19 protein-coding genes are annotated in these 22,623 nt (G+C 69.0%); 11 read left to right on the top strand and 8 right to left on the bottom strand.

Translation table 11 applies throughout. The features are described 5' to 3' along the window. Positions 1 to 26 precede the first annotated feature (26 nt). Positions 27 to 1,409, top strand: a complete 1,383-nt coding sequence (locus tag HW466_RS02720; protein ID WP_060298545.1) for an amino acid permease — start codon at positions 27 to 29, stop codon at positions 1,407 to 1,409. Between the two features lie 259 nt (positions 1,410 to 1,668). Then, entirely contained in the window at positions 1,669 to 2,604 is a 936-nt protein-coding gene (locus HW466_RS02715; RefSeq protein ID WP_059450274.1) for a universal stress protein, read from the top strand. Between the two features lie 489 nt (positions 2,605 to 3,093). On the opposite strand, the gene HW466_RS02710 is transcribed toward HW466_RS02715, so the two are convergent. Beyond that, on the bottom strand, positions 3,094 to 3,507 hold the full coding sequence (locus HW466_RS02710) for a hypothetical protein (protein WP_059507394.1): 414 nt from the start codon (positions 3,505 to 3,507) through the stop codon (positions 3,094 to 3,096). Between the two features lie 574 nt (positions 3,508 to 4,081). On the opposite strand from HW466_RS02710, the gene HW466_RS02705 reads away from it, so the two are divergent. After that, a complete protein-coding gene (locus HW466_RS02705) occupies positions 4,082 to 4,336 on the top strand; it encodes a DUF3562 domain-containing protein (protein ID WP_151006946.1) in 255 nt (84 codons plus the stop codon). A 249-nt stretch (positions 4,337 to 4,585) separates the two neighbouring features. Then, positions 4,586 to 6,385 carry a methyl-accepting chemotaxis protein gene (locus HW466_RS02700; RefSeq protein WP_059507395.1) on the top strand — a complete coding sequence of 600 codons (1,800 nt, stop codon included), beginning with the start codon at positions 4,586 to 4,588 and terminating at the stop codon, positions 6,383 to 6,385. A 60-nt stretch (positions 6,386 to 6,445) separates the two neighbouring features. Here HW466_RS02700 and HW466_RS02695 read toward each other — a convergent pair whose 3' ends face one another. Further along, the gene (locus HW466_RS02695; RefSeq protein ID WP_239005854.1) at positions 6,446 to 7,420 is read right to left on the bottom strand and encodes a sigma-54 interaction domain-containing protein; all 975 of its coding nucleotides are present in this window, start codon (positions 7,418 to 7,420) and stop codon (positions 6,446 to 6,448) included. A gap of 421 nt (positions 7,421 to 7,841) precedes the next feature. On the opposite strand from HW466_RS02695, the gene HW466_RS02690 reads away from it, so the two are divergent. After that, positions 7,842 to 9,824: a hybrid sensor histidine kinase/response regulator gene (locus HW466_RS02690; RefSeq protein WP_151006034.1), complete on the top strand. Its 1,983-nt coding sequence runs from the start codon at positions 7,842 to 7,844 to the stop codon at positions 9,822 to 9,824. Between the two features lie 84 nt (positions 9,825 to 9,908). After that, on the top strand, positions 9,909 to 10,553 hold the full coding sequence (locus tag HW466_RS02685) for a DUF4142 domain-containing protein (RefSeq protein WP_414144365.1): 645 nt from the start codon (positions 9,909 to 9,911) through the stop codon (positions 10,551 to 10,553). Between the two features lie 46 nt (positions 10,554 to 10,599). On the opposite strand, the gene HW466_RS02680 is transcribed toward HW466_RS02685, so the two are convergent. From HW466_RS02680 to HW466_RS02670, 3 genes are all read right to left on the bottom strand, one after another. After that, the gene (locus HW466_RS02680) at positions 10,600 to 11,100 is read right to left on the bottom strand and encodes a PRC-barrel domain-containing protein (RefSeq protein ID WP_059980670.1); all 501 of its coding nucleotides are present in this window, start codon (positions 11,098 to 11,100) and stop codon (positions 10,600 to 10,602) included. A 65-nt stretch (positions 11,101 to 11,165) separates the two neighbouring features. Further along, a complete protein-coding gene (locus HW466_RS02675; protein WP_059507398.1) occupies positions 11,166 to 11,597 on the bottom strand; it encodes a CBS domain-containing protein in 432 nt (143 codons plus the stop codon). A 340-nt stretch (positions 11,598 to 11,937) separates the two neighbouring features. Next, entirely contained in the window at positions 11,938 to 12,186 is a 249-nt protein-coding gene (locus HW466_RS02670; protein ID WP_151006534.1) for a hypothetical protein, read from the bottom strand. A 141-nt stretch (positions 12,187 to 12,327) separates the two neighbouring features. On the opposite strand from HW466_RS02670, the gene HW466_RS02665 reads away from it, so the two are divergent. The 5 genes from HW466_RS02665 to HW466_RS02645 all read left to right on the top strand — a co-directional run bounded on the left by HW466_RS02665 (position 12,328) and on the right by HW466_RS02645 (position 18,424). Next, positions 12,328 to 12,636, top strand: a complete 309-nt coding sequence (locus tag HW466_RS02665; RefSeq protein ID WP_151006536.1) for a hypothetical protein — start codon at positions 12,328 to 12,330, stop codon at positions 12,634 to 12,636. A 300-nt stretch (positions 12,637 to 12,936) separates the two neighbouring features. Beyond that, entirely contained in the window at positions 12,937 to 13,248 is a 312-nt protein-coding gene (locus HW466_RS02660; RefSeq protein ID WP_044843100.1) for an ATP-binding protein, read from the top strand. 206 nt (positions 13,249 to 13,454) lie between these two features. Next, positions 13,455 to 14,333, top strand: coding sequence for a MipA/OmpV family protein (locus HW466_RS02655; protein ID WP_151006535.1), 879 nt, complete (start codon positions 13,455 to 13,457; stop codon positions 14,331 to 14,333). A 99-nt stretch (positions 14,334 to 14,432) separates the two neighbouring features. After that, complete coding sequence (locus HW466_RS02650; protein WP_174905385.1) at positions 14,433 to 16,127, top strand: VRR-NUC domain-containing protein; 1,695 nt, start codon at positions 14,433 to 14,435, stop codon at positions 16,125 to 16,127. Beyond that, the gene (locus tag HW466_RS02645) at positions 16,124 to 18,424 is read left to right on the top strand and encodes an ATP-dependent DNA helicase (protein ID WP_174905384.1); all 2,301 of its coding nucleotides are present in this window, start codon (positions 16,124 to 16,126) and stop codon (positions 18,422 to 18,424) included. The genes HW466_RS02650 and HW466_RS02645 overlap by 4 nt, the downstream gene beginning before the upstream one ends. A 37-nt stretch (positions 18,425 to 18,461) precedes the next feature. On the opposite strand, the gene HW466_RS02640 is transcribed toward HW466_RS02645, so the two are convergent. The 3 genes from HW466_RS02640 to shiA all read right to left on the bottom strand — a co-directional run bounded on the left by HW466_RS02640 (position 18,462) and on the right by shiA (position 22,298). Continuing rightward, entirely contained in the window at positions 18,462 to 19,232 is a 771-nt protein-coding gene (locus HW466_RS02640) for an IclR family transcriptional regulator domain-containing protein (RefSeq protein ID WP_059507405.1), read from the bottom strand. A gap of 247 nt (positions 19,233 to 19,479) precedes the next feature. Then, positions 19,480 to 20,781 (bottom strand): UDP-N-acetylglucosamine 1-carboxyvinyltransferase, encoded by a 1,302-nt coding sequence (locus tag HW466_RS02635; RefSeq protein WP_059541183.1) that lies wholly within the window; start codon positions 20,779 to 20,781, stop codon positions 19,480 to 19,482. A 209-nt stretch (positions 20,782 to 20,990) separates the two neighbouring features. Continuing rightward, positions 20,991 to 22,298: a shikimate transporter gene (gene shiA / locus HW466_RS02630; protein ID WP_059541188.1), complete on the bottom strand. Its 1,308-nt coding sequence runs from the start codon at positions 22,296 to 22,298 to the stop codon at positions 20,991 to 20,993. Positions 22,299 to 22,623: the final 325 nt, after the last annotated feature.

Below are 22,623 nucleotides of genomic sequence, written 5' to 3'. Positions count from 1 at the left end.
CCGTTCGCGGCTGCCAGGAGACGGACTTGACACAACCGGAAGACCAACTGCACCGCGGGCTGGAAGAGCGGCACATCAACCTGATGGCGCTCGGCGCGACGATCGGCGTCGGCCTGTTCCTCGGCTCGGCCACCGCGATCCGCACGGCCGGCCCGGCCATCCTGCTGACGTACCTGCTGGGCGGCATCGCGATTTTCCTGATCATGCGCGCGCTCGGCGAAATGGCGATCACCAATCCGGTCGCCGGCGCGTTCAGCCGCTATGCGCGCGACTATCTCGGCCCGCTCGCGGGCTACCTGACCGGCTGGACCTACTGGTTCGTGTGGATCGTCACCTGCATGGCGGAGATCACGGCGGTCGGCGTCTACATGCACATGTGGTTCCCGGGCGTGCCGAACTGGATCTGGGCGCTCGCGGCGCTCACGGCGATGGGCGCGGTGAACTTCATCGCCGTCAAGCTGTACGGCGAGTTCGAGTTCTGGTTCGCGCTGATCAAGATCGTCACGATCGTGCTGATGATCGTGGGCGGCGGCCTCATGATCGCGTTCGGCATCGGTAACGGCGGCATCGCGACGGGCATCTCGAACCTGTGGGCGCATGGCGGTTTCATGCCGAACGGCATCGACGGCGTCATCGGCGCGCTGCCGATCGTGATGTTCGCGTATCTCGGCGTCGAAATGCTCGGCCTCACGGCCGGCGAGGCGCGCAATCCGGAGAAGTCGCTGACGAAGGCGGTGAACTCGGTATTCTGGCGCGTGCTGATCTTCTACATCGGTGCGCTGTTCGTGATCATGTCGCTCTATCCGTGGGACCAGATCGGCACGCAGGGCAGCCCATTCGTGATGACCTTCTCGCGGCTCGGGATCCCGGCCGCCGCCGGCATCATCAACTTCGTCGTGCTGACCGCGGCGCTGTCGTCGTGCAACAGCGGGCTGTTCAGCACCGCGCGGATGCTCTACAACCTCGCGCAGCAGGGCCAGGCGCCGGCGCGCCTCGGTCGCGTGAACCGCAACGGCGTGCCGGTGTACGGCGTCGCCGTGTCGGTCGCGCTGCTGTTGATCGGCGTGTTGCTCAACTACCTGGCGCCGCAGCAGGTGTTCACGTGGCTGACGTCGGTGTCGACGTTCGGCGCGATCTGGACGTGGTGCGTGATCCTGATCGCGCAGATGCGCTTTCGCCGCACGCTGTCGGCCGACAGGATCGCGCGCCTGCCGATCCGCGTGCCGTTCTATCCGCTCGGCTCCTTCGTCGCGCTCGGGTTTCTCGCGCTGGTCGTCGTGCTGATGGCGTTCACGCCGGACACGCGCGTCGCGCTCGTGATCGGCCCGGCGTGGATCGTGCTGCTCGGTATCGCATACGCGGTGTTCCATGCGAATCGCGCGGGTGCGCCCGCATCGACGAAGTCGTAAGCCAGCCGGGCGACGCTCGGCCTGCCGCGCGTCGCACGTGTGCGCGCGGCGCGCTGCGAACCGCACGTGCATTGATCGCGATCATGCACGTGCGGCGCGGGCGACATATGCTGTCTGAATCGCTTGTCCGCGCTTCGCGTGGCCGTTCGCCGATCGCCGATCCCCGCGACCGCGCCGGCCCTCCATCCGGCGCGTGCCGCTGTCCGCGCGAAGCTCCGGTCGTCGTCCGCGACGACGCGTCCGCCAGGAGACCTTCGCCATGCCATCCAGCCCGACCATCCCGCCGCTTGCCCGTATTTCGCTGGCCGTCGACCTGACGCCGGAGTCGCTGGCCGCCGCGCGCTACACGCGCATGCTGCTGCGTCCCGGCATCCATGTGCGTATCGTCTGCGCAATCGACAATCCGCGCCTCGTGCTGCCCGACATTCCGCGCGTCGATGCACTGCTGAGCTCGGCGCGCGACGAGATGACTCGCGAAGCGCAGGCGACGCTCGAGCGCATCGCGGCACTGTTCGCCGGCAGCGGCGCGGAGATCGAGCAGGTGATCATCGATACGTCGGTTACCGGCGGCACGGTGGCCGATGCACTCGCGAACGACACGTCGGCATCGCGCGCCGACGTGCTCGTGGTCGGCGCCAATCCGCACCATGGACTGCTGCGGCTCGTCGAGGGTGCGGTGTCCGACACGCTCGCCGCCCGCGCACGCTGTGCGCTGCTGATCGTGCCCGCCGATTATGCGCGGCCGTCGGACGGGCCGCTGCAGCGCCTGATGTTTGCCGTGGACGGCAGCGAGCCGTCGCTGCATGCGGTGCGCGTCGGGCTCGGCTTCGCGGCGCCGACGACGCTGCTCTACGCGGCGTATGTCGTCGATCGCGCGGTTCGTCTGACGGATATCGTGCCGGTGCGCGCGCTCGAGGACGCGTATCGCGCGGAAGGCGAGGATGCGCTGGCGCGGATCGGCCCGCTGTTCCATGCGACGGGAAACCCGACCAAGCGCGGCATCATCGAAACGCGGCCGACCAGCGACGACGTCGCCCATGCGTTGATGCGCGACGCGGTGCACTGGCACGCGGAGTTGCTGGTGGTCGGCACGCATGGCCGGCGTGGCATCGCCGCCTGGCTGATCGGCAGCGTCGCGCGCCGGGTCGCGCATTTGGCGCAGGTGCCGGTGCTGCTCGTGCGCGGCGCGGAGTGAAAGTCTCTCGACGCGATGGTGGCGAATCGAACTTTCGTTGATTTGCGTCAGAAACGCCGTGCGCCTTGCATGAGATAGTGACAGAACGTCCGTCGTGGCGGGTTGTCCATCGTCCGTGCGCGACACGGCGATTCGACACGTCAGGCCGGCACCGCGCGAACGGGCGCATACCCGACGCCGCTCGCGCTTCAACAGAATTCCGGAGCCGTCCCACGCGATGCGTGGCGCATTGGCCCATCACGAACTCTCTGGCGCGAGGGTAGGCAGCCTGCGGCTGCCTTGGAATGACGGACGGGGTGACTTCACCCCGTCCGCTTCCTGGCCCCGTGCAGACTACTTTCCTCGCAGGTGTTGTTCTGGGCGAAGTGGCCGTGCGCAACGGCGTGCGGCGGCATGCGACGTGCAGGCGCGCTGCGGTCGCGGCCGATTGGCGTGGCAGCTTTCGCAAACGTCGCGCTGGCCCGTGCCGCGTCGGCGGCGTGCACGCGCCTATGCCGCGCGCGGCACTCGCAGATCGTGCCGTCGGCGGCCGGCGTGGCACACGCGTGCGCGCCGACGCACGCCATGCGGCCGTCCTCGTCCGCCCGGCATGCGATTGCGCAGCCGCGGCCAGCCGGGGCGCGTCTTGCGGCGCGGCCTCACTGCGACGGGTGCGCCGGCACCGGCCCGCGCGCGCAGCGCGGCGGCGAAGCGCTGCAGCGCGAGCACGGACCCCGCGACGCTCTGGTATTTTTCGCGGCCGATCTGCCCATCGAGCGTGATGAGCAAGCCGGATTCGCGCGCGAGCGTGAGCAGCGCGTCGAGATCGTCGTCGGGCGGGCTGAATGCGACCGGCGCGGCAGGCGCGGACAGCATGCGCGTGCGCTGCTGTCCGTCCCGCGCCGGGAAGTTGCGATGGGCCATGATGGTCTCCTGCGCCCGACCCCGCGTGCCGGCTCGACGGCCGGCTGAGCGATGACCGGGTATGAACGCATCGTTCATGACGTCAGTATCCGCCGCGCAGCCCGCGCTGCCAATCGGCGCGTGCTGAACTCGCTGTCAGACATCGCGGGCGACGTATCGGAATCCGCTGACACGCAGGTTCGACGACAGGTTGCAGCGGCGCGCGACGCGCGGCGCCCCGATCCGGTGCATTCGAACAGACGAATCGCGTGCGGCGCGCATCGCTTGACGCACAATTTCGGCCGGTCTAAGTTTCCTCACTGCATCGGCATCGTGCGAGGGTTTATCGTCCGCGCGATCGACGGTGCCGCGCCTCGGGGTGGCGCGAGTAATCTTCCAGTCGTCCGCGGGCCATGCGCACCGCGGATCCTGTGCGCGAGCCGATCCGGCGACGGATCGGTGCGGCGGTACGCAACGTGCTGTTGAGCGCGCGCAAACACGCTTCGGCGCATCGTACGCCGGGCGGCTGTCCAGTCTCTAATCTTCCGGTAGCGTCATCATTTCCTTTCGTTCCTCGACCGCCAGGAGCCCGTCGATGTCACAGGACAATATGCTTGAGGCCTTGAAGGCCGTCGCCGAACAGCGCTCGATCGGCGACGACCAGTTGCGCGCGATGCTCGACGACGAAATGCGTGCGTTGTCGTCCGATGCCCGCGTGCACGATTACATCCATGTGTTCGCGATCCGCCATCTGCGCGAACGGATGCGCCGACAGGACGAACTCGAGCGCGACACGCACGCCAGCACGCCGCGCCGCGAGCCGGACACGGGTACCAGCCGCCGTCTGTGAAGGCGGCCCGCTGCGGCAAGCGCCACCGACGCGCTGACCGCGGCCGATTGCAGCCCGATGCCGACGCGCGTGCATGCCCCGTCGGCAATCGCTGCGCGCAAGCATGCCGTCACGCACCTTCATGCCGACGGCAACTTTCGTCATACGTTTCATCGAATCGACACAACGGCCTCAAGTAAGTAGCGCGAATGCCGTTTACCCGGTGAATTCGTCCACCGGGCGTTCGCGCTCCCTTACCGAGTCGTTGCCATGTTCTCGTCCATTCGCACCCGCATCCTTGCCGCGTGCGTCGCCATCGTCGTATTCGCGCTCGTCGCCACCACGCTGATCAACTACTTCATCGCGCGCTCGTACAACGACGATGCGATCGACCGCAACCTGAAATCCGTCGCCAGCGGCCATGTGGTCGGCATCGGCGACTGGGTCGCGACCCGCAGCCGGATGATCGCGTCGCTGCAGGATGCCGCGCTGTCGCCGGATCCGCTGCCGGTGTTCAAGCAGATGGCCGCGGCCGGTGGTTTCACGAACGTCTACGCGGGCTACGCGGACAAGGCGTTCCGCTTCTCCGACCCGACCGGCATTCCGCCCGATTACGACCCGACCGGCCGCCCGTGGTACAAGCAGGCCGCGCAGGCCGGCAAGCCGGTCGTCACGCCGCCGTACGTCGATGCCGGCACCGGCAACCTGGTCGTCACGTTCGCGGTGCCGATCCTGCGCGACGGCGCACTGAAGGGCGTCGTCGCGGCCGACGTCGCGATGGACAGCGTGATCGCGAACGTGAAGTCGATTCATCCGACGCCCGCGAGCTTCGGGATGTTGATCGACAGCAATGGCCACGTCGTCGCGCATCCGGACGCGAAGCTCACGCTGAAGCCGGTCGCCGACGTGTCGCCCGACCTCGGCGGCATGAGCGCCGCGTCGCTGGCCGCGGCCAGCGCGCCGGTCGAGGTGCACGTGGGCGGCGACGCGAAGCTGGTGCGCGCGCAGGCCGTGCCGGGCACCGACTGGTACGCGCTGGTCCTGCTCGACAAGTCGGAAGCGACGGCCGGGATGCGCTCGCTGCTGACCGCGTCGCTCATCACGCTCGTGGTGATCGTGGGCGTCGCGTCGCTGATCGTCGGCGCGATCACCGCAACCGCGTTCCGCCGTCTGTCGCAGGTGCGCCAGGCGATGGCGTCGATCGGCTCGGGCACCGGCGACCTGACGCAGCGCCTGCCGGCCGAAGGCAGCGACGAGGTGGCCGACATCGCGCGCTCGTTCAACAGCTTCGTCGACAAGCTGAACGACGTGATGCGGCAGATCCGCGACGCGAGCGAATCGGTGCGCACGGCCGCGAACGAGATCGCCGCGGGCAACCAGGATCTTTCGTCGCGCACCGAATCGGCGGCCGCGAGCCTCGAGGAAACGGCCGCATCGATGGAAGAGATCACCGCGACGGTCGGTCAGTCGGCCGCCGCGGCGAGCCAGGCCGACGAACGCGCGGCCGCGGCATCGCGGATCGCGTCGCACGGCGGCGTGGTCGTCTCGGACGTCGTGTCCACGATGGGGAAGATCGAGGAAGCGTCGGGCCGGATCGGCGACATCATCGGCGTGATCGACGGGATCGCGTTCCAGACCAACATCCTTGCGCTGAATGCGGCCGTGGAAGCCGCGCGTGCCGGCGAGCAAGGGCGCGGTTTCGCGGTCGTCGCGCAGGAAGTGCGCAGTCTCGCGCAACGCAGCGCGCAGGCCGCGCGCGAGGTGAAGGTGCTGGTCGAGTCGACGGTGGCGAGCGTGTCGGCCGGGTCGGGGCAGGTGCGCCAGGCCGGCGACACGATGCGCGAAATCGTGTCGAACGTCGCGAACGTGACGACGATCATCTCCGAGATCACGCACGCGGCGAACGAGCAGACGCGCGGCATCCAGGAAGTGAACCGCGCGGTCACGCAGCTCGACGAGATGGTCCAGCAGAACGCGGCGCTCGTCGAACAGTCGACCGCGGCCGCCACCGCGCTGCAGACCCAGGCGAACGCGCTTGCGGCGACGGTCGGGCAGTTCAAGGTCGCGTGACCGGCATCGGGTGACGCGAGCCTGATCGGCACGCGCCGCACGCCGCGCGCGCGGCGCCGCTCAGTCGCGCGCGTCGTCGCGCATCAGCGCCAGCCGGTTGTAGAGCGTTTTCAGGCTGATGCCGAGCGCTTTCGCCGCTTGCGGCTTGTTGCCGTCGAAGTGCTGCAGCGTCGCCGCGATGAAGCGCTGCTGCGCGTGGTGCAGCGTTGCGCCGAGCGGCAGCGCCATCGCGTCGTCCGACGTGTGGTCGGGCAGCATCGTCGGCTTCGGCAGTGCGATGTCGATGCCGTCGTCCGCGAGGATGTACGCGCGCTCGATCGTGTTGCGCAGCTCGCGGACGTTGCCGGGCCACGAATATGCGCGCAGCGCGGCGATCGCCGCATCGGTCAGCCGCTTGTGCGAGCGGTGCCGCGCGTTGAGCGCATCGACGAACTCGTGCGCGATCGCCTCGACGTCGCCGCTGCGCTGGCGCAGCGGCGGCACGTACAGCGCGAACGCGGCAAGGCGGTAGAACAGATCCTCGCGCAGCCGGCCGTCGCGCACGGCTTCGGCGGGGTTGTGGCGGGTCGCCGACACGATGCGCACGTCGAGCGGAATCGACTCGGTGCCGCCGACGCGCACGATCGTGTTCGATTCGAGCGCGCGCAGCAGCTTCACCTGCAGCGGCGCGGGCATTTCCGCGATCTCGTCGAACAGCAGCGTGCCGCCGCACGCGGCTTCGAAGAATCCTTCGCGTTGCGCGATTGCGCCGGTGAAGCTGCCTTTCTCGTGACCGAACAATTGCGCTTCGGCGATGTCCGCCGGAATCGCGCCGCAGTTGACCGGCACGAACGGCCCGTCGCGTCGCGCGCTCAGGTCGTGAAGCCGGCGCGCGACGATATCCTTGCCGACCCCGCTTTCGCCGGCAATCATCACGCTCGCGCGGGTCGGAGCGATTTTCTCGATACGGCAGAGCAACGTGCGCATCGCCGCGGAGCGGCCGGAAAGCCGGCGCGCGTCGGCGCGTTGCTTCGGACGGTTTGCGGATTCGGCCATAGGCGTCGGCGGGCCGTTTTGAAAATCGGCACCGCGCATTCCCTTCTTTGCAATATCTATCATCGACAGCGAAAGCGCACGGAAGGTGCCGCGATTTAGAAATTACCAATGCCCGCGGCAATGTCCGAAGAAATTGGCGATCGGCGCGGCACATCCGCCGACGGACGGCAGCCGACATGCCGGCCGGTGCATTTTTACAGCCGATGATTGAAAAATCGAAAGGTACGTGTCATCGATTCGCAGCAAGCGCTGCGAACGGTCGGGCGACGCGGCAGCGCACGGCGGCACCGGTGACGCAGTCCGGGCTGCGCACGCACCGGGCGCACAGTCGCGGGCACGCGCGTTGCTGAGCGCGTAGGCTCGCCCCGTCCGCTCGACCGCATGCCGTCGAGCGACGGTCGCAGGGCGATGCAGGAACACGATGAGAACCTTTACCCGTGAGCTGTTTCGGCAGGGCGCATGGGTCGTGCTGGCCGTCGGGCTGGCGTCCGCGCTACAGGTGTGGGCGATTCACGTCGTCGGCATGCGTGAACCGTTTGCACCGCTGCCTTTGTACGCCGGTGTCGCGGCTGCGGCTTGGCTGACTTCGTTCGGCGGCGGTCTGGCCGCGACCGCCGCGAGTGTGGCCGTGATCGGCGCGTGGTGGTGGCGCGATGTGCCGCTGCCCGTGCTGCTCATGCGTGCCGGCGTCTTCGTCGCGATCGGCTTCGTCGAATGCATGCTCGTGCTGGCCGTCAAGCCGCTGATTGCGAACGACCGGCTGCGCGGAGCCGACGAGGCCGAAGCAGACAATGCCGAAGCAGACGACGCGCGCATGCCGGGCCGCGAACCGGCGCCCGCGCCGCGCGCACTCGACGACGTCCTGCTGCGCCGCGTGGTCGATGCATCGCCGGACGCGATCGTCGGTGTCGATGCCGTGCGGCGGATCACGAGCTGGAACCCGGCGGCGCGGCGCCTCTTCGGCATCGACGTCGCGGCGGCGGTCGGGCGCGACGTCACGACGCTGATCGCGCCTCGCTGGCTGCGGCTGCATCCGGTTCCCGCATCGTTCGCCAACGCGCGTGCGCCGACCGGCCCGCTCGACGTTCTGTGCGTGCGCGGCGACGGGGCGCGGTTTCGCGCGACCGTCGAGGCAGCGCCGATCATCGACGCGCAAGGCAACTGCACCGGCCTGTCGATGACGCTGCGCGAGGCGCAGGACCGCCGTCGCGACGAGCGGCGCGACCTGCGCTCGCTGCGCGGCGCGCGCGACGCACGCGTGCAGGCCGACGAATCGAACCGGTTGAAGGACGAACTGCTCGCGACCGTGTCGCATGAATTGCGCACGCCGCTGAACGTGATCTACGGCTGGGTCGAGGTGCTGCGCAGCGTCGACGGCCAGGGTTTCGCGCATCAGGCGATCGACGCGATCGATCGCAGCGCGCGGTCGCTGTCGCGCATGGTCGGCGACCTGCTCGACGCGTCGTCGCTCGCGACGGGCCGGATGCGGCTCGAACGTACACCCGTCGATCTCGTGCGCATCGTGCACGAGGCCGTGCGCGCGCTCGCCGCAACCGCCGAGGCGAACGGGCTCGAACTGTCCACCGCGTGCGCGATGTCCAGCTGCGTGATCAACGCGGATGGCGAGCGCATTCGCCAGGTGCTGTCGAACCTGCTGTCGAACGCAATCAAGTTCACACCGGCGGGCGGCCACATCAAGGTATCGCTGACGCGGGCCGGCGCGCGCGTGCGGCTGTCCGTCGCCGACACGGGGCAGGGCATTTCCGCGGATCGCCTGCCGCATCTGTTCGACACGTTCAACCGGTCGGAGGGCGCATCCGCATCGCCGAAACGCGGCCTCGGCCTCGGTTTGTCTATCGTGCGCAACATCGTGCGGCTGCACGGCGGCGAGGTGGCGGCCGCGAGCGACGGTGCCGGGCGCGGCACGACCGTGACCGTCATGCTGCCGGTGGACTGGAGCGCCGACGATGTGACCGGCCAGCCGTTACGGCCGAGCGGCGCGTCGACGGCGGTGGCGCTCGACGGCCAGCGCGTGCTGGTGGTCGACGACGATGCGACGTCGCGCGCCAGCCTCGCGGCGGCGCTCGAAACGCTGGGCGCACAGGTGTCGACGGCTCGATCGGGGCGCGACGCACTCGACGTGGTCGCGCAGCAGCCGCCGAGCGTCGTGCTGTCCGATCTCGCGATGCCGGACGGCGACGGCTACTGGCTGCTCGACCATATCCGCCATTTGCCCGACGGCGGCGGGCGCCTGCCCGTCGTCGCGGTGACCGCACACGCGGGCACGGCGGACCGCAACCGCGTGATGGCGGCCGGTTTCGATGCGTATCTGTGCAAGCCGGTCGACATGCCGACGCTGGCCAGCGTGATCGTCGACGTGGCGGGCGGAGGACGGCAGCGCTGACGCGCGGCGGCCTGCGCCAAGCAACCAGGAGGCGCGATGAAGCGATCGAACGATACGCAATGCGACGCCATCGGCGGCAAGCCGATGCGCGCCGGACGCATGCCGCCGATCGTACGGATCTCGTTTGCCGGCACTGCGGGCTCGCTGGTGTCTGGCGTGCTTGTGGCATTCTGCGCGTCGGCATTCATGGCGGCGCATGCGCAGGCGCCGCCTGCATCGTCCGTGCGTGTCGCACCCGGCGTCGTCCGTCCCGGCGAGACGGCGGACGAGGCGGGCATCACGCGCCGGCCGCAAGGCACCGACGCGGAATTCGTCGACAAGGCGGGCATCATCGGCAAGACGGAGCTGCAGGCGAGCCAGCTCGCGCTCGATCGATCGTCGAATCCGGAGGTGAAGGCCTACGCGCGACGGATGGTCGACGATCAGGCCCGCATGGCCGCGGAATTGCGCCGGCTCGGCGCGCAAAAGGGCCTGCCCGTGCAGACGCGCATGCAGGTCGATCCGGCGTTGACGGCGTTGCGGACCATGAGCGGCGAAGCGTTCGACAAGGGTTACGTCGCGCTGGCGGGATCGAATGCGCAGGAGGCGGCGCTCAGGCTCTACGAAGCGGAAGCGCGCAACGGCGGCGACCCGCAGCTTCGCGCGTTCGCGGCCGATACGCTGCCGACGCTGAAGGCGCACCTGAGCGCGGCGCGCGCACTGGAGCGTTCGATCGCGGCCGCGCATTGATCCGCTGCGCGGCGACCGCGCGTGTCCGTCGCGTCGGTCGCGTCGTTCAGTGGCGTCGCGTGTCGCTGTCCGGGCCGCCCGGCGACGCCTCGTACGGCGGCGAGTCGAGCGCCGTCTCGCCTTCCTCGACCAGCCAGTACGGCGACGCGCCATAGTGCGCGTGCAGTGCCTCGGCCCATGCGGGATCGGCCATCGTCGGCCAGCGGTCCTTCTCGAAGCCGGGCGCGTTGCGCACCTGGTCGGTCGGAACGGGCAGCACGAAACAGCGGCGCTCGACGTCGAGCGTCAGCACGTTCCACGGCACCGCGAGCAGCTTGTCGCCGATCCCCGCAAATCCGCCCGACGACACGACCGCGTACGCGATCCGGCCGGAGCGGACATCGAGCATGATGTTCGTGACCTTGCCGATGTCGTCGCCGTCCATCGTCAGCACACGATCGTTTTCCAACGTGCCGGCGGCCATCACGTCGGGCCCCGGCCCGCCGGCCGAACGGCCGCGCTTGCCGACGATGCGCGCCTGCGTGCGCGACGGTCTGTCCGTTGTCATCGCTATTCTCCTGGTCGAAGCGGCGCGGCGCTTGCGGCGCGCGCAGCCCGGGGTTGGGCGGCCGCTCAGCGGCGGCGCGGCAGGGACACGTCCTCGAGCGTATTCGCGAGCTCGTCGCGTGCCGGGCCGCCCGCGCGCGTCGCGATGTCGCCGAGCGACACCATGCCGACGATCTTGTGGTTCGCGTCGAGCACCGGCATCCGGTGCAGCTGTATGTCGGCCATCCGCTGCTGCACGTCGCCGACGCCGTCGTCCTCGATGCACCACTGCACCGGCGCCGATGCGACCGCCTTCACCGGGGTCTCGGGCGGATGCCCGTGCGCCAGCGCGCGTACCGCGAGGTCGCGGTCCGTCACGATCGCGACGAGCCCGGTGGCGTCGCACACCGGCAGCACGCCGATGTCGAAGCGCTGCATCAATTCGGCCGCATGGCGAATCGTGTCGGTGGGCGCGACGCACACCACGTCGCGCGACATGATTTCGTTGACGCGATACATGAACGCCTCCTTCGTGAGCGAGACGATGCGGGAGCAGAACGCGTGCCGCGTCCGATCGGCACGCGCCGGGCCTGCGCGGCCGCGCCACGGAGAAATTTGCCAGCCGGCTTGTACATCTTCCACGACGGCAGCCGTGGCAGGGGCGTGAGCGACGCTCAGTGACCGACGCCCGTCATCACGACGATGGCGAGTACGACCGCGCTCTCGATCGCGGCGAGCGCCGCGACGCCCGCGGCGCCGCTGACTTCGTGCCATGCACGTTCGATGCGTTTCATCAGATCGCTCCGGTTGTGCCGGCCCGTTGCCGCGCTGCCGCGCATCGCGGGCCGGGGTGCCGCCGTCAGCCGTGATCGCGGGGCGGTGGTGGGGTGTCGGGCGCGTGACGGTCGCGTTCGCCGGACGGCTTGGCGGGGTCGATGCGAGTCGCGCCGCCGACGGCGGGCGGATCGCTGGCCGGGAACGTCTCCTCGAGCCCTTCGTCGATGCGTTTCTCCGTCTTGTCTTCGGACGGCTTGCGCGACATGGCCAGAGGGAGTTGGCCGGCAGCCGGAGGCACGGCGTTGCGGCTGCCGGGGGCGGATGCGGTCATGATCGAACCTCCTTACGCGTACGAGGGGCGCAAGCGCCATGCCCGCGCGGCGTGTGCGGCATGACGCTTGCAGATGTCGAGGCGGCCGGGCGGGCGGACATACGGGCCGCCTGCTGCCGGTATGGACGAGAGGACATCGTGATGATTGAACCCGGTGAATCCAGGAAGAGCATACGTTACGACGCGAACGTGTGCGGCGGCGATTTCCGCGACGTGCGCGAACGGTTCGACAGATGGAAGCGCGAAGCGCGGGTCCATCGGCCCGAGCGGCGCGTGTTCGACGGCAAGGACGAAGCCCGCGAGCTGAACCATACCGTCTATGCCGGGCCGGAAAGCGCGCAGCGGGCGCTCGTCGCGCGATGCGCGCCGTCCGATCCGTTCGCGCTCGCGGTGCGGCTCGCGGCCGACGGGCGCACGCTGTGGCTGGTCATGGCGGCATACGACGCGTGAGTCTCCGTGCGGGCCTCGCACCGGGCAGGCACGCTGCTTGCACACGCTCGCCGCGCCTATCGACACGCGCGAGCCGCCGCGCAGGAGTGACATGAGCACACGATCCATGCTGCACCGTCCCGAGCCGACGCCCGACGTCGATCCCGACCCGGCGCTGCCCGAGCACGACGATCCGTTCGATCCGCCCGTGCCGCCGGGGCTGCCGCAAGGCGATCCGCCGTCGCAGCCGCCGCCGATGCGAATGCCGGGCGGATGCAGCCAGCCACGGCCGGCCGCGCGATCACTGAAAGGAGGACCATCATGGACATTCACGTGCAATCGCCCGACAAGCGCGCGATCGCCCAGGTGCTGGGCCGCTATTTCGAGTCGCGTTCGTTGCGCTATCACATCGAGGAATTGCCGGGCGGCGTGCTGCATATCGGCTTTCGCGCGAGCGGGCGCCCGGTTGCCGTCACCGTGTCGTTCGACGACACCGCCTACGACACCTACACGCACTGGGACGCGAGCCAGAAGCAGCTCGCGCTCGGGCGTCTCGCCGACGGCTTCTCGCGCATGATGGCCAAGCGCAGTCCGGCCGCGCTCGCCGGCGACTATCACGTCGAGCGTTTCTGATTCCGCAATCCCGCGCCGGTTCGTACCGGAAATCGGCAAAGTGCCCGTGCTCGACGGGCGCTTTGCGGCTTCGCGCGCGTCGCGTAGGATGTTCACAATTCAGCGCACGCTACGTTCGCGCCATCGGCTGCCCGCGGTTGCAGCCGTTCGGGCCGCGATGCGCTTTCCCTCAGGTTCGTTTCATGCAGCCGACGGAGACCACCTTGATGACCGTTGCCCGCCCGTTGTTGTCACCCGGCATTCGCCGGCTCGTGTCCGGCCTGTCGGCCTTCGCCGCGCTGGCAGCCGCCGGCGCCCGCGACGCGTCGGCGCAGACGCCGTCGCCGCTCGGCGAATGGCAATACTCGGCGGGTGTCCCGCTGCAGAAACTCTTCAGTCCGACGGTGCCGACGTGGCAGGTCAGCGTCGGCGCGGCGATGACGCTCCAGCCGCGCTACGCGGGTTCCGATCGCTACCGCCTGATGGGCGGGCCGAACCTCGACGTGCGCTATCGCGACCTGTTCTTCCTGTCGACGGGCGAGGGGCTCGGCGCGAACGTGCTGCGCGGCCCCAACTGGCGCGCGAGCCTGTCCGTAGGCTACGACCTCGGGCGCCGGTCGGCCGACGATCTCGACCATCTGAACGGGCTCGACAACATCAACGCGGCGCCGGTGATGAAGCTCGCGGCCGATTACGTGATCTCGAAGGACTTTCCGCTCGTGCTGCGCGCGGATGTTCGGCGCAGCATCGGCGGGTCGAACGGCTGGGTCGGCGATTTCTCCGCGTACATGCCGATGCCGGGCAGCAACGAGCATTTCTTCTGGTTCGCGGGGCCGACCGTGTCGTTCGCCGATTCGCGCTACATGAACAGCTGGTTCGGCGTGAACCAGGGTGCGTCCGCGCGCTCGGGGCTGCCGAGCTACTCGCCGGGCGCGGGCATGAAGTCCTTCGGCGCCGGCGTGACGATGGTCTGGTTCATCAACAAGAACTGGTTCGTGACGATGGACGGCGCGATCGAACAGCTCGTCGGCCGCGCACGGCGCAGCCCGATCACGCAGCAGTCGACGAACGGCGTGTTCGACATGTCGGTGAATTACCAGTTCTGATCGGGGCCGGCGGGGCAGTCGCGCGGTGCGCGGCGTGCAGTATTTTTCGTCACATTTGATATGATTCCGACCTGTACAAACGTACAGTGATCGATCCCCGTGACGCCTGCATCGCCGACGCCCCCGGCGTTTTACTACCTGACCAATTTCGAACGCGCGCTGGCCTGGCTCGGCGAGCGTTACGACGACCTGCTCGACACGCGCGAACACGCGTTCCTGCGGGATTTCGCGCGGCTGCCGAAAGTGTCGCGCGCGTTGCTCGTGCGGATGCTGATGCGCAGCGGCGCCGACTTTCGCGCGAGCAAGCTCGTGTACGACGAGATCGGCAGCACGCTCGACGCGGCCGCGCCGCTCGTCGAACTCGGCTGGGTCGACCCGGCGCCCGCGCTCACGCTCGACGAGCTGTTCGCGCTATCGACCAAGGCCGATCTCCTGAAGGTGTTCCCGTCGCTCGCCGCGCACGCGGGCGAGCGCAAATCCGACTGGCTCGAACGCCTGCGGCCGGTGCACGACGTCGCGCAGCCGCTCGATGCATGGTGCGCGCAGGCCGGCGATCGCGTGTTGCGCGTGACGGTCGGCGCGCTGTGCGACCGGCTGCGGTTGATGTTCTTCGGCAATCTTCATCAGGACTGGAGCGAATTCGTGCTCGCCGATCTCGGCGTGTTCCAGTACGAAAGCGTGCCGTTCGCGCCGTCGTCGCGTGCGTTCCAGCAGCGCGACGACGTCGACGCGTATCTCGCGCTGCACACGTGCCGCGAAGCCCTCGATGCGTGGCCCGACGACCTGCCGTTCGACGATCTGCTGCACGCGATCGACGCGATCGGCTGCGCGCAGCCGTGGCTCGCGACGCGCCGTGCGAAGCTGCTGTTTACGCTCGGGCAGACCTGCGAGCGGCGCGCCGACTGGGCCGGCGCGCTCGACGCGTATGCGCGCAGCGCGTGGCCGGGCAGCCGGCACCGGCGCATTCGCGTGCTCGAACGCTGCGGTCGCGACGACGATGCGCTCGCGCTGGCGCTCGAAGCACGCGACAGCTTCGAAAGCGACGAGGAGCGCCAGCGCGTCGAGCGGATGCTGCCGCGCCTGCAGCGCCGCCTCGGGCAGCGGGTCGAACGCGCGGGCCGCGCGGCCGACGTGCCGCGCGAGACGCTCGTGCTCGCGCGTCCAGACGCGTTCGTCAGCGTCGAATACGCGGTGCGCGACCATCTCGCGCGACCCGACGCGCCGGTTCACTACGTCGAGAACACGCTGATCAATTCGCTGTTCGGGTTGCTGTGCTGGGAGGCCGTGTTCGCGGCCGTGCCGGGCGCGTTCTTTCACCCGTTCCAGCGCGGCCCGGCCGACTTGCACGCCCCCGATTTCGCGCTGCGCCGCACCGACGCGTTCGCCGCCTGTTTCGCGCAGCTCGACTCGGGCGTGTACCGCGACACGATCCGCCGGCACTACGTGGCCAAGATGGGACTGCAATCGCCGTTCGTGTTCTGGGGCGTGCTGAGCGACGCACTGCTCGACGAGGCGCTGGCTTGCCTGCCGCCCGAGCATCTGCGGCTCTGGTTCACGCGCCTGCTCGCCGATATCCGCGGCAACCGCTCCGGGCTGCCCGATCTCGTCCGCTTCTGGCCCGGCGAGCGGCGCTATGAACTGATCGAGGTGAAGGGCCCCGGCGACCGGCTGCAGGACAACCAGACGCGCTGGCTCGCGTACTGCATCGCGCACGGCATGCCGGTGCGCGTCGTCGATGTCGAGTGGGCGGGCGCGGGCGTGTCGCAGGACGAAACGGCGGGGTTGTCCGCATGAGCTATGTCGTCGCGGTGCGGGCGATGTGCGAGTTCACCGCGCGGCGCGGCGATCTCGACTTGCGCTTCACGCCGGCGCCGACCGCGCTCGAGGGCATCGCGGGCCACGGCGCGGTCACGTCGAAGCGGGGCGCGCGCTACGAGACCGAGATCGCGCTGACCGGCACGTGGGGCACGCTCACCGTGCGCGGGCGCGCGGACGGCTACGATCCCGTCGCGAACCGGCTCGAGGAGATCAAGACCTATCGCGGCAGCCTCGACGCGATGCCGGCCAACCATCGCGCGCTGCACTGGGCACAGGCGAAAGTCTATGCGCACCTGATGTGCGACGCGCGCGGTCTCGCGGAAATCGACGTCGCGCTCGTGTATTTCGACATCGTGTCGGAGCGCGAGACCGTGCTGACGGAGACGCTCGGCGCAAGCGCGCTTGCCGCGTTCTTCGCCGAGCAGTGCGCGTGCTTCGTCGGCTGGGCCGAACGCGAGACCGCGCATCGCGCGGCCCGCGATGCGGCGCTGCGGGCGCTGACGTTTCCGCACGGGCAATTCCGCAGCGGTCAGCGCGAGCTGGCCGTATCGGTCTATCGGGCGGCGCGCGACGAACGGTGCCTGATGGCGCAGGCGCCGACCGGCATCGGCAAGACGCTCGGCACCGTGTTTCCGCTGCTGAAGGCATGCGGCGAGGGCGTGATCGATCACGTATTCTTCCTGACCGCGAAGACGCCCGGCCGCGCGCTCGCGCTCGAAGCGGCGGCCACGCTCGGCGCCGGCACGCCGGCGCTGCCGCTGCGCGTGCTGGAACTCGTCGCGCGCGACAAGGCCTGCGAGCATCCTGACCGCGCGTGCCACGGCGAATCGTGCCCGCTCGCGCAAGGCTTCTACGACCGGCTGCCGGCGGCGCGCGACGCGGCGATCGGCGCCGGGCTGCTCGATCGCGACACCGTGCGCGAGGCCGCGCTCGCGCACGGCGTCTGTCCGTACTATCTCGCGCAGGAGCTTGCGCGCTGGTCGGACATGGTGATCGGCGACTACAACTATTACTACGACGGCAGCGCGATGCTGCATACGCTCGCGCAGCAGAACCAGTGGCGCGTCGGCGTGCTCGTCGACGAGGCGCACAACCTGCTCGATCGCGCCCGCAAGATGTACAGCGCATCGCTCGATCCGTTCGCGTTCGCGGCCGCGCGGGAGGCGGCGCCCAACGCACTGCGCAAGGCGTTCGACCGGCTCGCGCGCGCGTGGGGCACACTCAATCGCGCACAGGCCGAGCGCTATGCGGCGTACCCGGAGATTCCCGGCCCGATCGTGACGGCCGTGCAGAATCTCGTCGCGGCGACCGGCGAATACCTGACCGACGCGCCGCGTGCGAATGGCGACGCGCTGCTGCGCTTTCATTTCGAGGCGATCCAGTTCGGCGTGCTCGCCGACGCGTTCGACGATGCATCGATCTTCGACGCGACGCTGCACGGCGAGCCGCTGCCGCGCCAGTCCGGGCTCGACGGCGTCGCGCCGGCCGCGCGCCGGCGCCGCATCCAGTCGACGCTGTGCGTGCGCAACGTGATTCCGGCCGGCTTTCTCGCGTCGCGTTACGAAGCCGCGCGCGCGACCGTGCTGTTTTCCGGCACGCTGAGCCCGTTTCATTTCTATCGCGACACGCTCGGGCTGCCGGCCGACACGGGCTGGCTCGACGTCGACGGGCCGTTCCGCGCCGAGCAACTGACCGTGCGCGTCGCGAGCCACGTGTCGACGCGCTGGCGCGACCGCGACCGTTCGCTCGAACCGATCGTCGACCTGATCGCCGCGCAATATGCGACGCGGCCCGGCAACTATCTCGGTTTTCTCAGCAGCTTCGACTATCTCGGGCGCGTCGTCGCGCTGATGCAGGCGCGCCACCCGGACGTGCCCGTGTGGGCGCAGGCGCCCGGCATGGCCGAAAGCGAGCGCGACGCGTTTCTCGCGCGCTTCGATGCGAGCGGGCGCGGGGTTGGCTTCGCGGTGCTGGGCGGAGCGTTTTCGGAGGGCGTGGATCTGGTCGGCGAGCGGCTGATCGGCGCATTCATCGCGACGCTCGGGCTGCCCCAGGTCAACGACGTCAACGAACAGATGCGGCGCGCGATGGATGCGCGTTTCGGCAACGGATACGACTACATGTACCTGTACCCGGGCTTGCAGAAGGTCGTGCAGGCGGCCGGGCGCGTGATCCGTACCGAACACGACCAGGGCGTCGTGCATCTGATCGACGATCGTTACCGGCGGCGCGAGGTGCGCGATCTGCTGCCGCGCTGGTGGCGGATCGGCTGACCTGCCGCACGTGCCGTGCACGCGCCCGCGTGAATTCTCAAAGCACGTTCAGCATCGCGAGCGCGGCTTCCTGCAGATGCGGCAGCACGCGCCGCACGGCCGCGTCGGTCGTCTCGGCCCCGATCGGCATGTTGGTGCTCAGCGCGGCGACGACTTCGCCGTGACGGTTCTTCAGCGGCACCGCGATGCCGCGCACGCCGACCTGCAACTGCTGTTCGATCACCGCGAAGCCCGCGTCGCGCGCGTGGTCGACCTGTTCGAGCAGGCGCGCCTTGTTGGTGATCGTGTGCGGCGTGAACGGCGCGAGTTCGGTGTCGTCGAGCCACGCGCGGACGGCTTCGCGATCCGGATGATGCGCGAGCAGCACGACGCCGGGCGACGTCAGCGGGGCCGGCACGCGTGCGCCGAGCACGAAGCCGGTCGTCATCACGCGCGACACGCCGTTGCGGGCGATGAACACGAGCTCCCAGCCGTCGAGCACGCTCACGTATGCCGATTCATTCAGCGATGCGCTCAGTTGCTGCAGATAGGGCTGTACCGTGCGCGGCAGGCGCGCGGAATCGAAGTACGACCAGCCGACCCGCAGCACGCGCGGCGTGAGGCCGTACAGCTTGCCGTCGGTGTACACGTAGCCGAGCGATTCGAGCGTCAGCAGGTAGCGTCGTGCGGCCGTGCGCGTGAGGCCGGTGCGGGCGGCTGCCTGGGTAGGCGTCATGCGCGCGTGCTGGCTGTCGAACGCTTCGAGGATCATCAGGCCTTTTTCGAGGCCGGCAATCCAGTCGCGTCGGTCGAGGTCGGGCTTTTTCATTGTCGGTGCACGCAGGGCGGCGTGCGGTGTTCGCGCAGGAATGGGCGATTATCGCGCAGATCCGGAATTGCGCGAAAGCGATGGGTGGACGTGCGATGGGCGACGAGGAGAGCCGAAGGCGCGGGGTGGCGCCGGCACGGCCGGTTCGAACGGGTGGCCGCTGCCGTTGTTCGTTCGGGCGCGCGCGGTGATGCGCGGTGAAAGGAGGCGCGGCGCGGACATCGTCCACGCCGCATCCGGATCGACGTTACTCGCTGCTCGTCCACTCGACGTTCGCACCGACCGAACGCAGGTTTTCGACGAAATGCGGGTGCGCGCGGCGGATCGGCAGCGCGTTCATGATTTCGGAGCGTCCTTCGATGCTCGCGGCCACCATCAGCAGCGCGATCGCGACACGGATGATGTACGGGCTCTCGACGCGCGCCGGGCTCAATTGCAGCCCGCCGAACGTGATCAGCCGGTGCGGGTCGGACAGCAGCACGTGCGCGCCGAACTTCGACAGCTCGCCCGACCAGCCGAGCGCGCCGTCGTAGACCTTGTTCCAGAACATCGCGCTGCCTTCCGCGCGCACGCCGAGCGCGATGAAGATCGGCAACAGGTCGACCGGCAGGTACGGCCAGGGCGCGGCTTCGACCTTGGTCAGGATGTTCTGCGTGAACGGCCGCCGCACGCGCAGCGGGCCGTCGCGTTCCGCGCGCGACCAGCCATCGCGGTGCGTGACGTTCACGCCGAACTTCGCGAACGTGCGGTCGATCAGCGGGAAATGCTCCGGCGACGAGTTGCGCACCGTGATGTCGCCGCCCGTGATCGCGCCGAGCGCGAGGAACGTCGCGATTTCGTGGAAATCCTCGGCGAAGCGGAATTCGCCGCCGCCGAGCTTGCCGCCGCCCGTCACGCACAGGCGCGACGTGCCGATGCCTTCGATCGCGACGCCGATCATCGCGAGGAACTGGCAGAACTCCTGCACGTGCGGCTCGGACGCCGCGTTCATCAGCGTCGATGTGCCGCTCGCCGCCGTCGCGCACAGCGCGAAGTTTTCGGTGGTCGTCACCGATGCATAGTCGAGCCAGTGATCGTTGGCCGTCAGCGGGCCGTCGGCACGGACGATCAGCGAATCGGGCGTGCGCTGGATGTGCGCGCCGAAGCGCTCGAACACTTCGACGTGCGGATCGATCTCGCGCACGCCGAGCGTGCAGCCCTTCACGTCGTTCTCGAGGCGCGCGACGCCGAAGCGCGCGAGCAGCGGCGGGATCAGCATGATCGACGAGCGCATCGCCTCGGGCAGGCGGTGAACGGCCGGATCGAACGTCGTGTTGCGATGGTGGAGCTCGAGAATGCCGGTCGTGAAGTCGACCGACACGTCGCTGCCGAGCGTGCGGAAGATGTCGAGGATCTTGCGCACGTCGGTGATGTCGGGCACGCCGACGAGGCGCAGCGGCTGATCGGTCAACAGGGTGGCGCACAGGATCGGCAGGACGGCGTTCTTGTTCGCGGACGGCTTGATGTCCCCGCGCAGCGGAGTGCCGCCGTGGACGATGAGATTCGACATGATATGGGGGCGTATCGGTGACTGACGTAGGCCCATATGATGCCATTGGTCGGCGCGCGGCGTGGAATGTTCAGAAGGGAAAAAGGGCTTCTGCCCGCGGGATTGACCGTGTTTGACGTTGGGCGGGGCGATGTGCGCCTGCACGGCCGCGGATGGCCGCCGGTGCGGAAATGGCCGGCGCATGTCGGGCCGGCCATCCGGTCAAGACCTCACTGCGCGGCGCGCATCCGCGCGGCGACCACCAGCGAGATCAGGCAGCCCACCGCGAGATAGCCGGCGACGAGGTGCCACGAGCCGCCGGCCATGCTGACCAGCGCCACCGCGATGAACGGCGTGAACCCGCCGCCGACCACGCTCGCGAACTGATAGCCGACGCCCGCACCGCTGTAGCGGTATTCGGCGCCGAACAGCTCGGTGAACAGCGGCTGCTGGACGCTCACGACCATGTCGTGCGCCGCATTCGCCAGCAGCAGCGAGAAGATCACGATCCATGCGATCGAGCGCGACTCGAGCGCGACGAAGAACGGCACCGCCGACGCGAGACCGATCAGCGCGCCGATCAGGTAGATGCGGCGCAGGCCGAAGCGGTCGGCGAGCCACGCGAAGCAGGGAATCGTCACGCAGCTGACCGCGCCGACGAGCAGGCCGATGTTCAGGAACAGGTCGCGCGACATGCCGAGGTTCGACGTCGAATAGCTGAGCGCGAACGCGGTGACGATATACATCGTGAACAGTTCGGCGAGCCGCAGCGCGACGATCAGCAGGAACGCCTTCGGATGGCGCGTCAGCGCTTCCAGCACCGGCAGTCGCAGCTTGCGGTTGCCGTGCTCGACCTTCTCGACGAACTCCCGCGACTCGTCCATGCTCTTGCGCACCCACAGCCCGATCAGCACCAGCACGATGCTGAACACGAACGGCAGGCGCCAGCCCCAGGCTTTGAACGCGGCCTCGCCGAGCGTATGGCTCAGGATCGACACGATGCCCGTCGCCAGCACGAGGCCGACGCCGTAGCCGACCTGCACGCCGCTGCTGTAGAACGCCTTCTTCTGCTTGGGCGCGCTTTCGACGGCCATCAACGCCGCGCCGCCCCATTCGCCGCCGACCGCGAAGCCCTGGATCGCACGCATCAGCACCAGCAGCACGGGCGCCCACCAGCCGATCGTCGCAAAGCTCGGCAGCAGGCCGATCGCGACCGTCGACAGCCCCATCAGCATGACGGTCAGCACGAGCATCCGCTTGCGGCCGAGCCGGTCGCCGTAATGGCCGAACACGACGCCGCCGAGCGGACGGAACAGGAAGCCGACGCCGAAGGTCGCGAACGCCGCGAGGGTGCCCATCGTCGGGCTGATCTTCGGGAAGAATTCGGAATTGAAGACGAGTGCGGCGACGATTCCGTACAACAGGAAGTCGTACCAGTCGACGACGGCGCCGACGAAGCTGCCGATCGCGGCCTTGCGGGCCTGGCTGCGCGCGCGGGCGCCGGCGGCGGCGTCGAGGGTGTCGAAGGTGGGGGTCATGGCGATGTCTCCTGGCTCGGCGCATCGTGGAATCGTGGCGGCGCCGCGTCCGATGCTGCATTCAAATCGATGAGGTGAACGGAGAATAGGGCGCTCGGCGCACGGCGGCAATTGGCCGATCGGTCAAAGTGCGCGATTATCGTTCAGTTATGTGCGATTATCGAACGCTTTCCGGGTTTGCACTAGGCGCGACACCCATATCCCGTTCGGCCGGGGTGTGCCGCCGTGAACGATCTGGTTAAAATCGGGACCATCGAAACCTCGCCCGAATCGGGCGGACGTCCGGCCGACGCAGGCCGGGCGTGCCGCACGCGCCGGGTGTCAT

It is taken from the genome of Burkholderia territorii (genome assembly GCF_902833055.1).
In the GTDB taxonomy this organism is placed as follows: Bacteria; Pseudomonadota; Gammaproteobacteria; order Burkholderiales; family Burkholderiaceae; genus Burkholderia; species Burkholderia territorii.
Note: the sequence above shows the minus strand (reverse complement) of the source record. Positions and strands in the feature narration are given on the sequence as shown.

What these genes read in the sequence shown, in the direction of transcription:
- HW466_RS02705 (WP_151006946.1), top strand. Translation starts at nt 4,082, where the DNA reads ATGTCACAGGACAATATGCTTGAGGCCTTGAAGGCCGTCGCCGAACAG.
- HW466_RS02665 (WP_151006536.1), top strand. Translation starts at nt 12,328, where the DNA reads ATGATTGAACCCGGTGAATCCAGGAAGAGCATACGTTACGACGCGAAC.
- HW466_RS02685 (WP_414144365.1), top strand. Translation starts at nt 9,909, where the DNA reads ATGCGCGCCGGACGCATGCCGCCGATCGTACGGATCTCGTTTGCCGGC.
- HW466_RS02680 (WP_059980670.1), bottom strand. Translation starts at nt 11,100, where the DNA reads ATGACAACGGACAGACCGTCGCGCACGCAGGCGCGCATCGTCGGCAAG.
- HW466_RS02645 (WP_174905384.1), top strand. Translation starts at nt 16,124, where the DNA reads ATGAGCTATGTCGTCGCGGTGCGGGCGATGTGCGAGTTCACCGCGCGG.
- HW466_RS02695 (WP_239005854.1), bottom strand. Translation starts at nt 7,420, where the DNA reads ATGGCCGAATCCGCAAACCGTCCGAAGCAACGCGCCGACGCGCGCCGG.
- HW466_RS02640 (WP_059507405.1), bottom strand. Translation starts at nt 19,232, where the DNA reads ATGAAAAAGCCCGACCTCGACCGACGCGACTGGATTGCCGGCCTCGAA.
- HW466_RS02690 (WP_151006034.1), top strand. Translation starts at nt 7,842, where the DNA reads ATGAGAACCTTTACCCGTGAGCTGTTTCGGCAGGGCGCATGGGTCGTG.
- HW466_RS02660 (WP_044843100.1), top strand. Translation starts at nt 12,937, where the DNA reads ATGGACATTCACGTGCAATCGCCCGACAAGCGCGCGATCGCCCAGGTG.
- HW466_RS02675 (WP_059507398.1), bottom strand. Translation starts at nt 11,597, where the DNA reads ATGTATCGCGTCAACGAAATCATGTCGCGCGACGTGGTGTGCGTCGCG.
- HW466_RS02635 (WP_059541183.1), bottom strand. Translation starts at nt 20,781, where the DNA reads ATGTCGAATCTCATCGTCCACGGCGGCACTCCGCTGCGCGGGGACATC.
- HW466_RS02700 (WP_059507395.1), top strand. Translation starts at nt 4,586, where the DNA reads ATGTTCTCGTCCATTCGCACCCGCATCCTTGCCGCGTGCGTCGCCATC.
- HW466_RS02710 (WP_059507394.1), bottom strand. Translation starts at nt 3,507, where the DNA reads ATGGCCCATCGCAACTTCCCGGCGCGGGACGGACAGCAGCGCACGCGC.
- HW466_RS02670 (WP_151006534.1), bottom strand. Translation starts at nt 12,186, where the DNA reads ATGACCGCATCCGCCCCCGGCAGCCGCAACGCCGTGCCTCCGGCTGCC.
- HW466_RS02655 (WP_151006535.1), top strand. Translation starts at nt 13,455, where the DNA reads ATGACCGTTGCCCGCCCGTTGTTGTCACCCGGCATTCGCCGGCTCGTG.
- HW466_RS02715 (WP_059450274.1), top strand. Translation starts at nt 1,669, where the DNA reads ATGCCATCCAGCCCGACCATCCCGCCGCTTGCCCGTATTTCGCTGGCC.
- shiA (WP_059541188.1), bottom strand. Translation starts at nt 22,298, where the DNA reads ATGACCCCCACCTTCGACACCCTCGACGCCGCCGCCGGCGCCCGCGCG.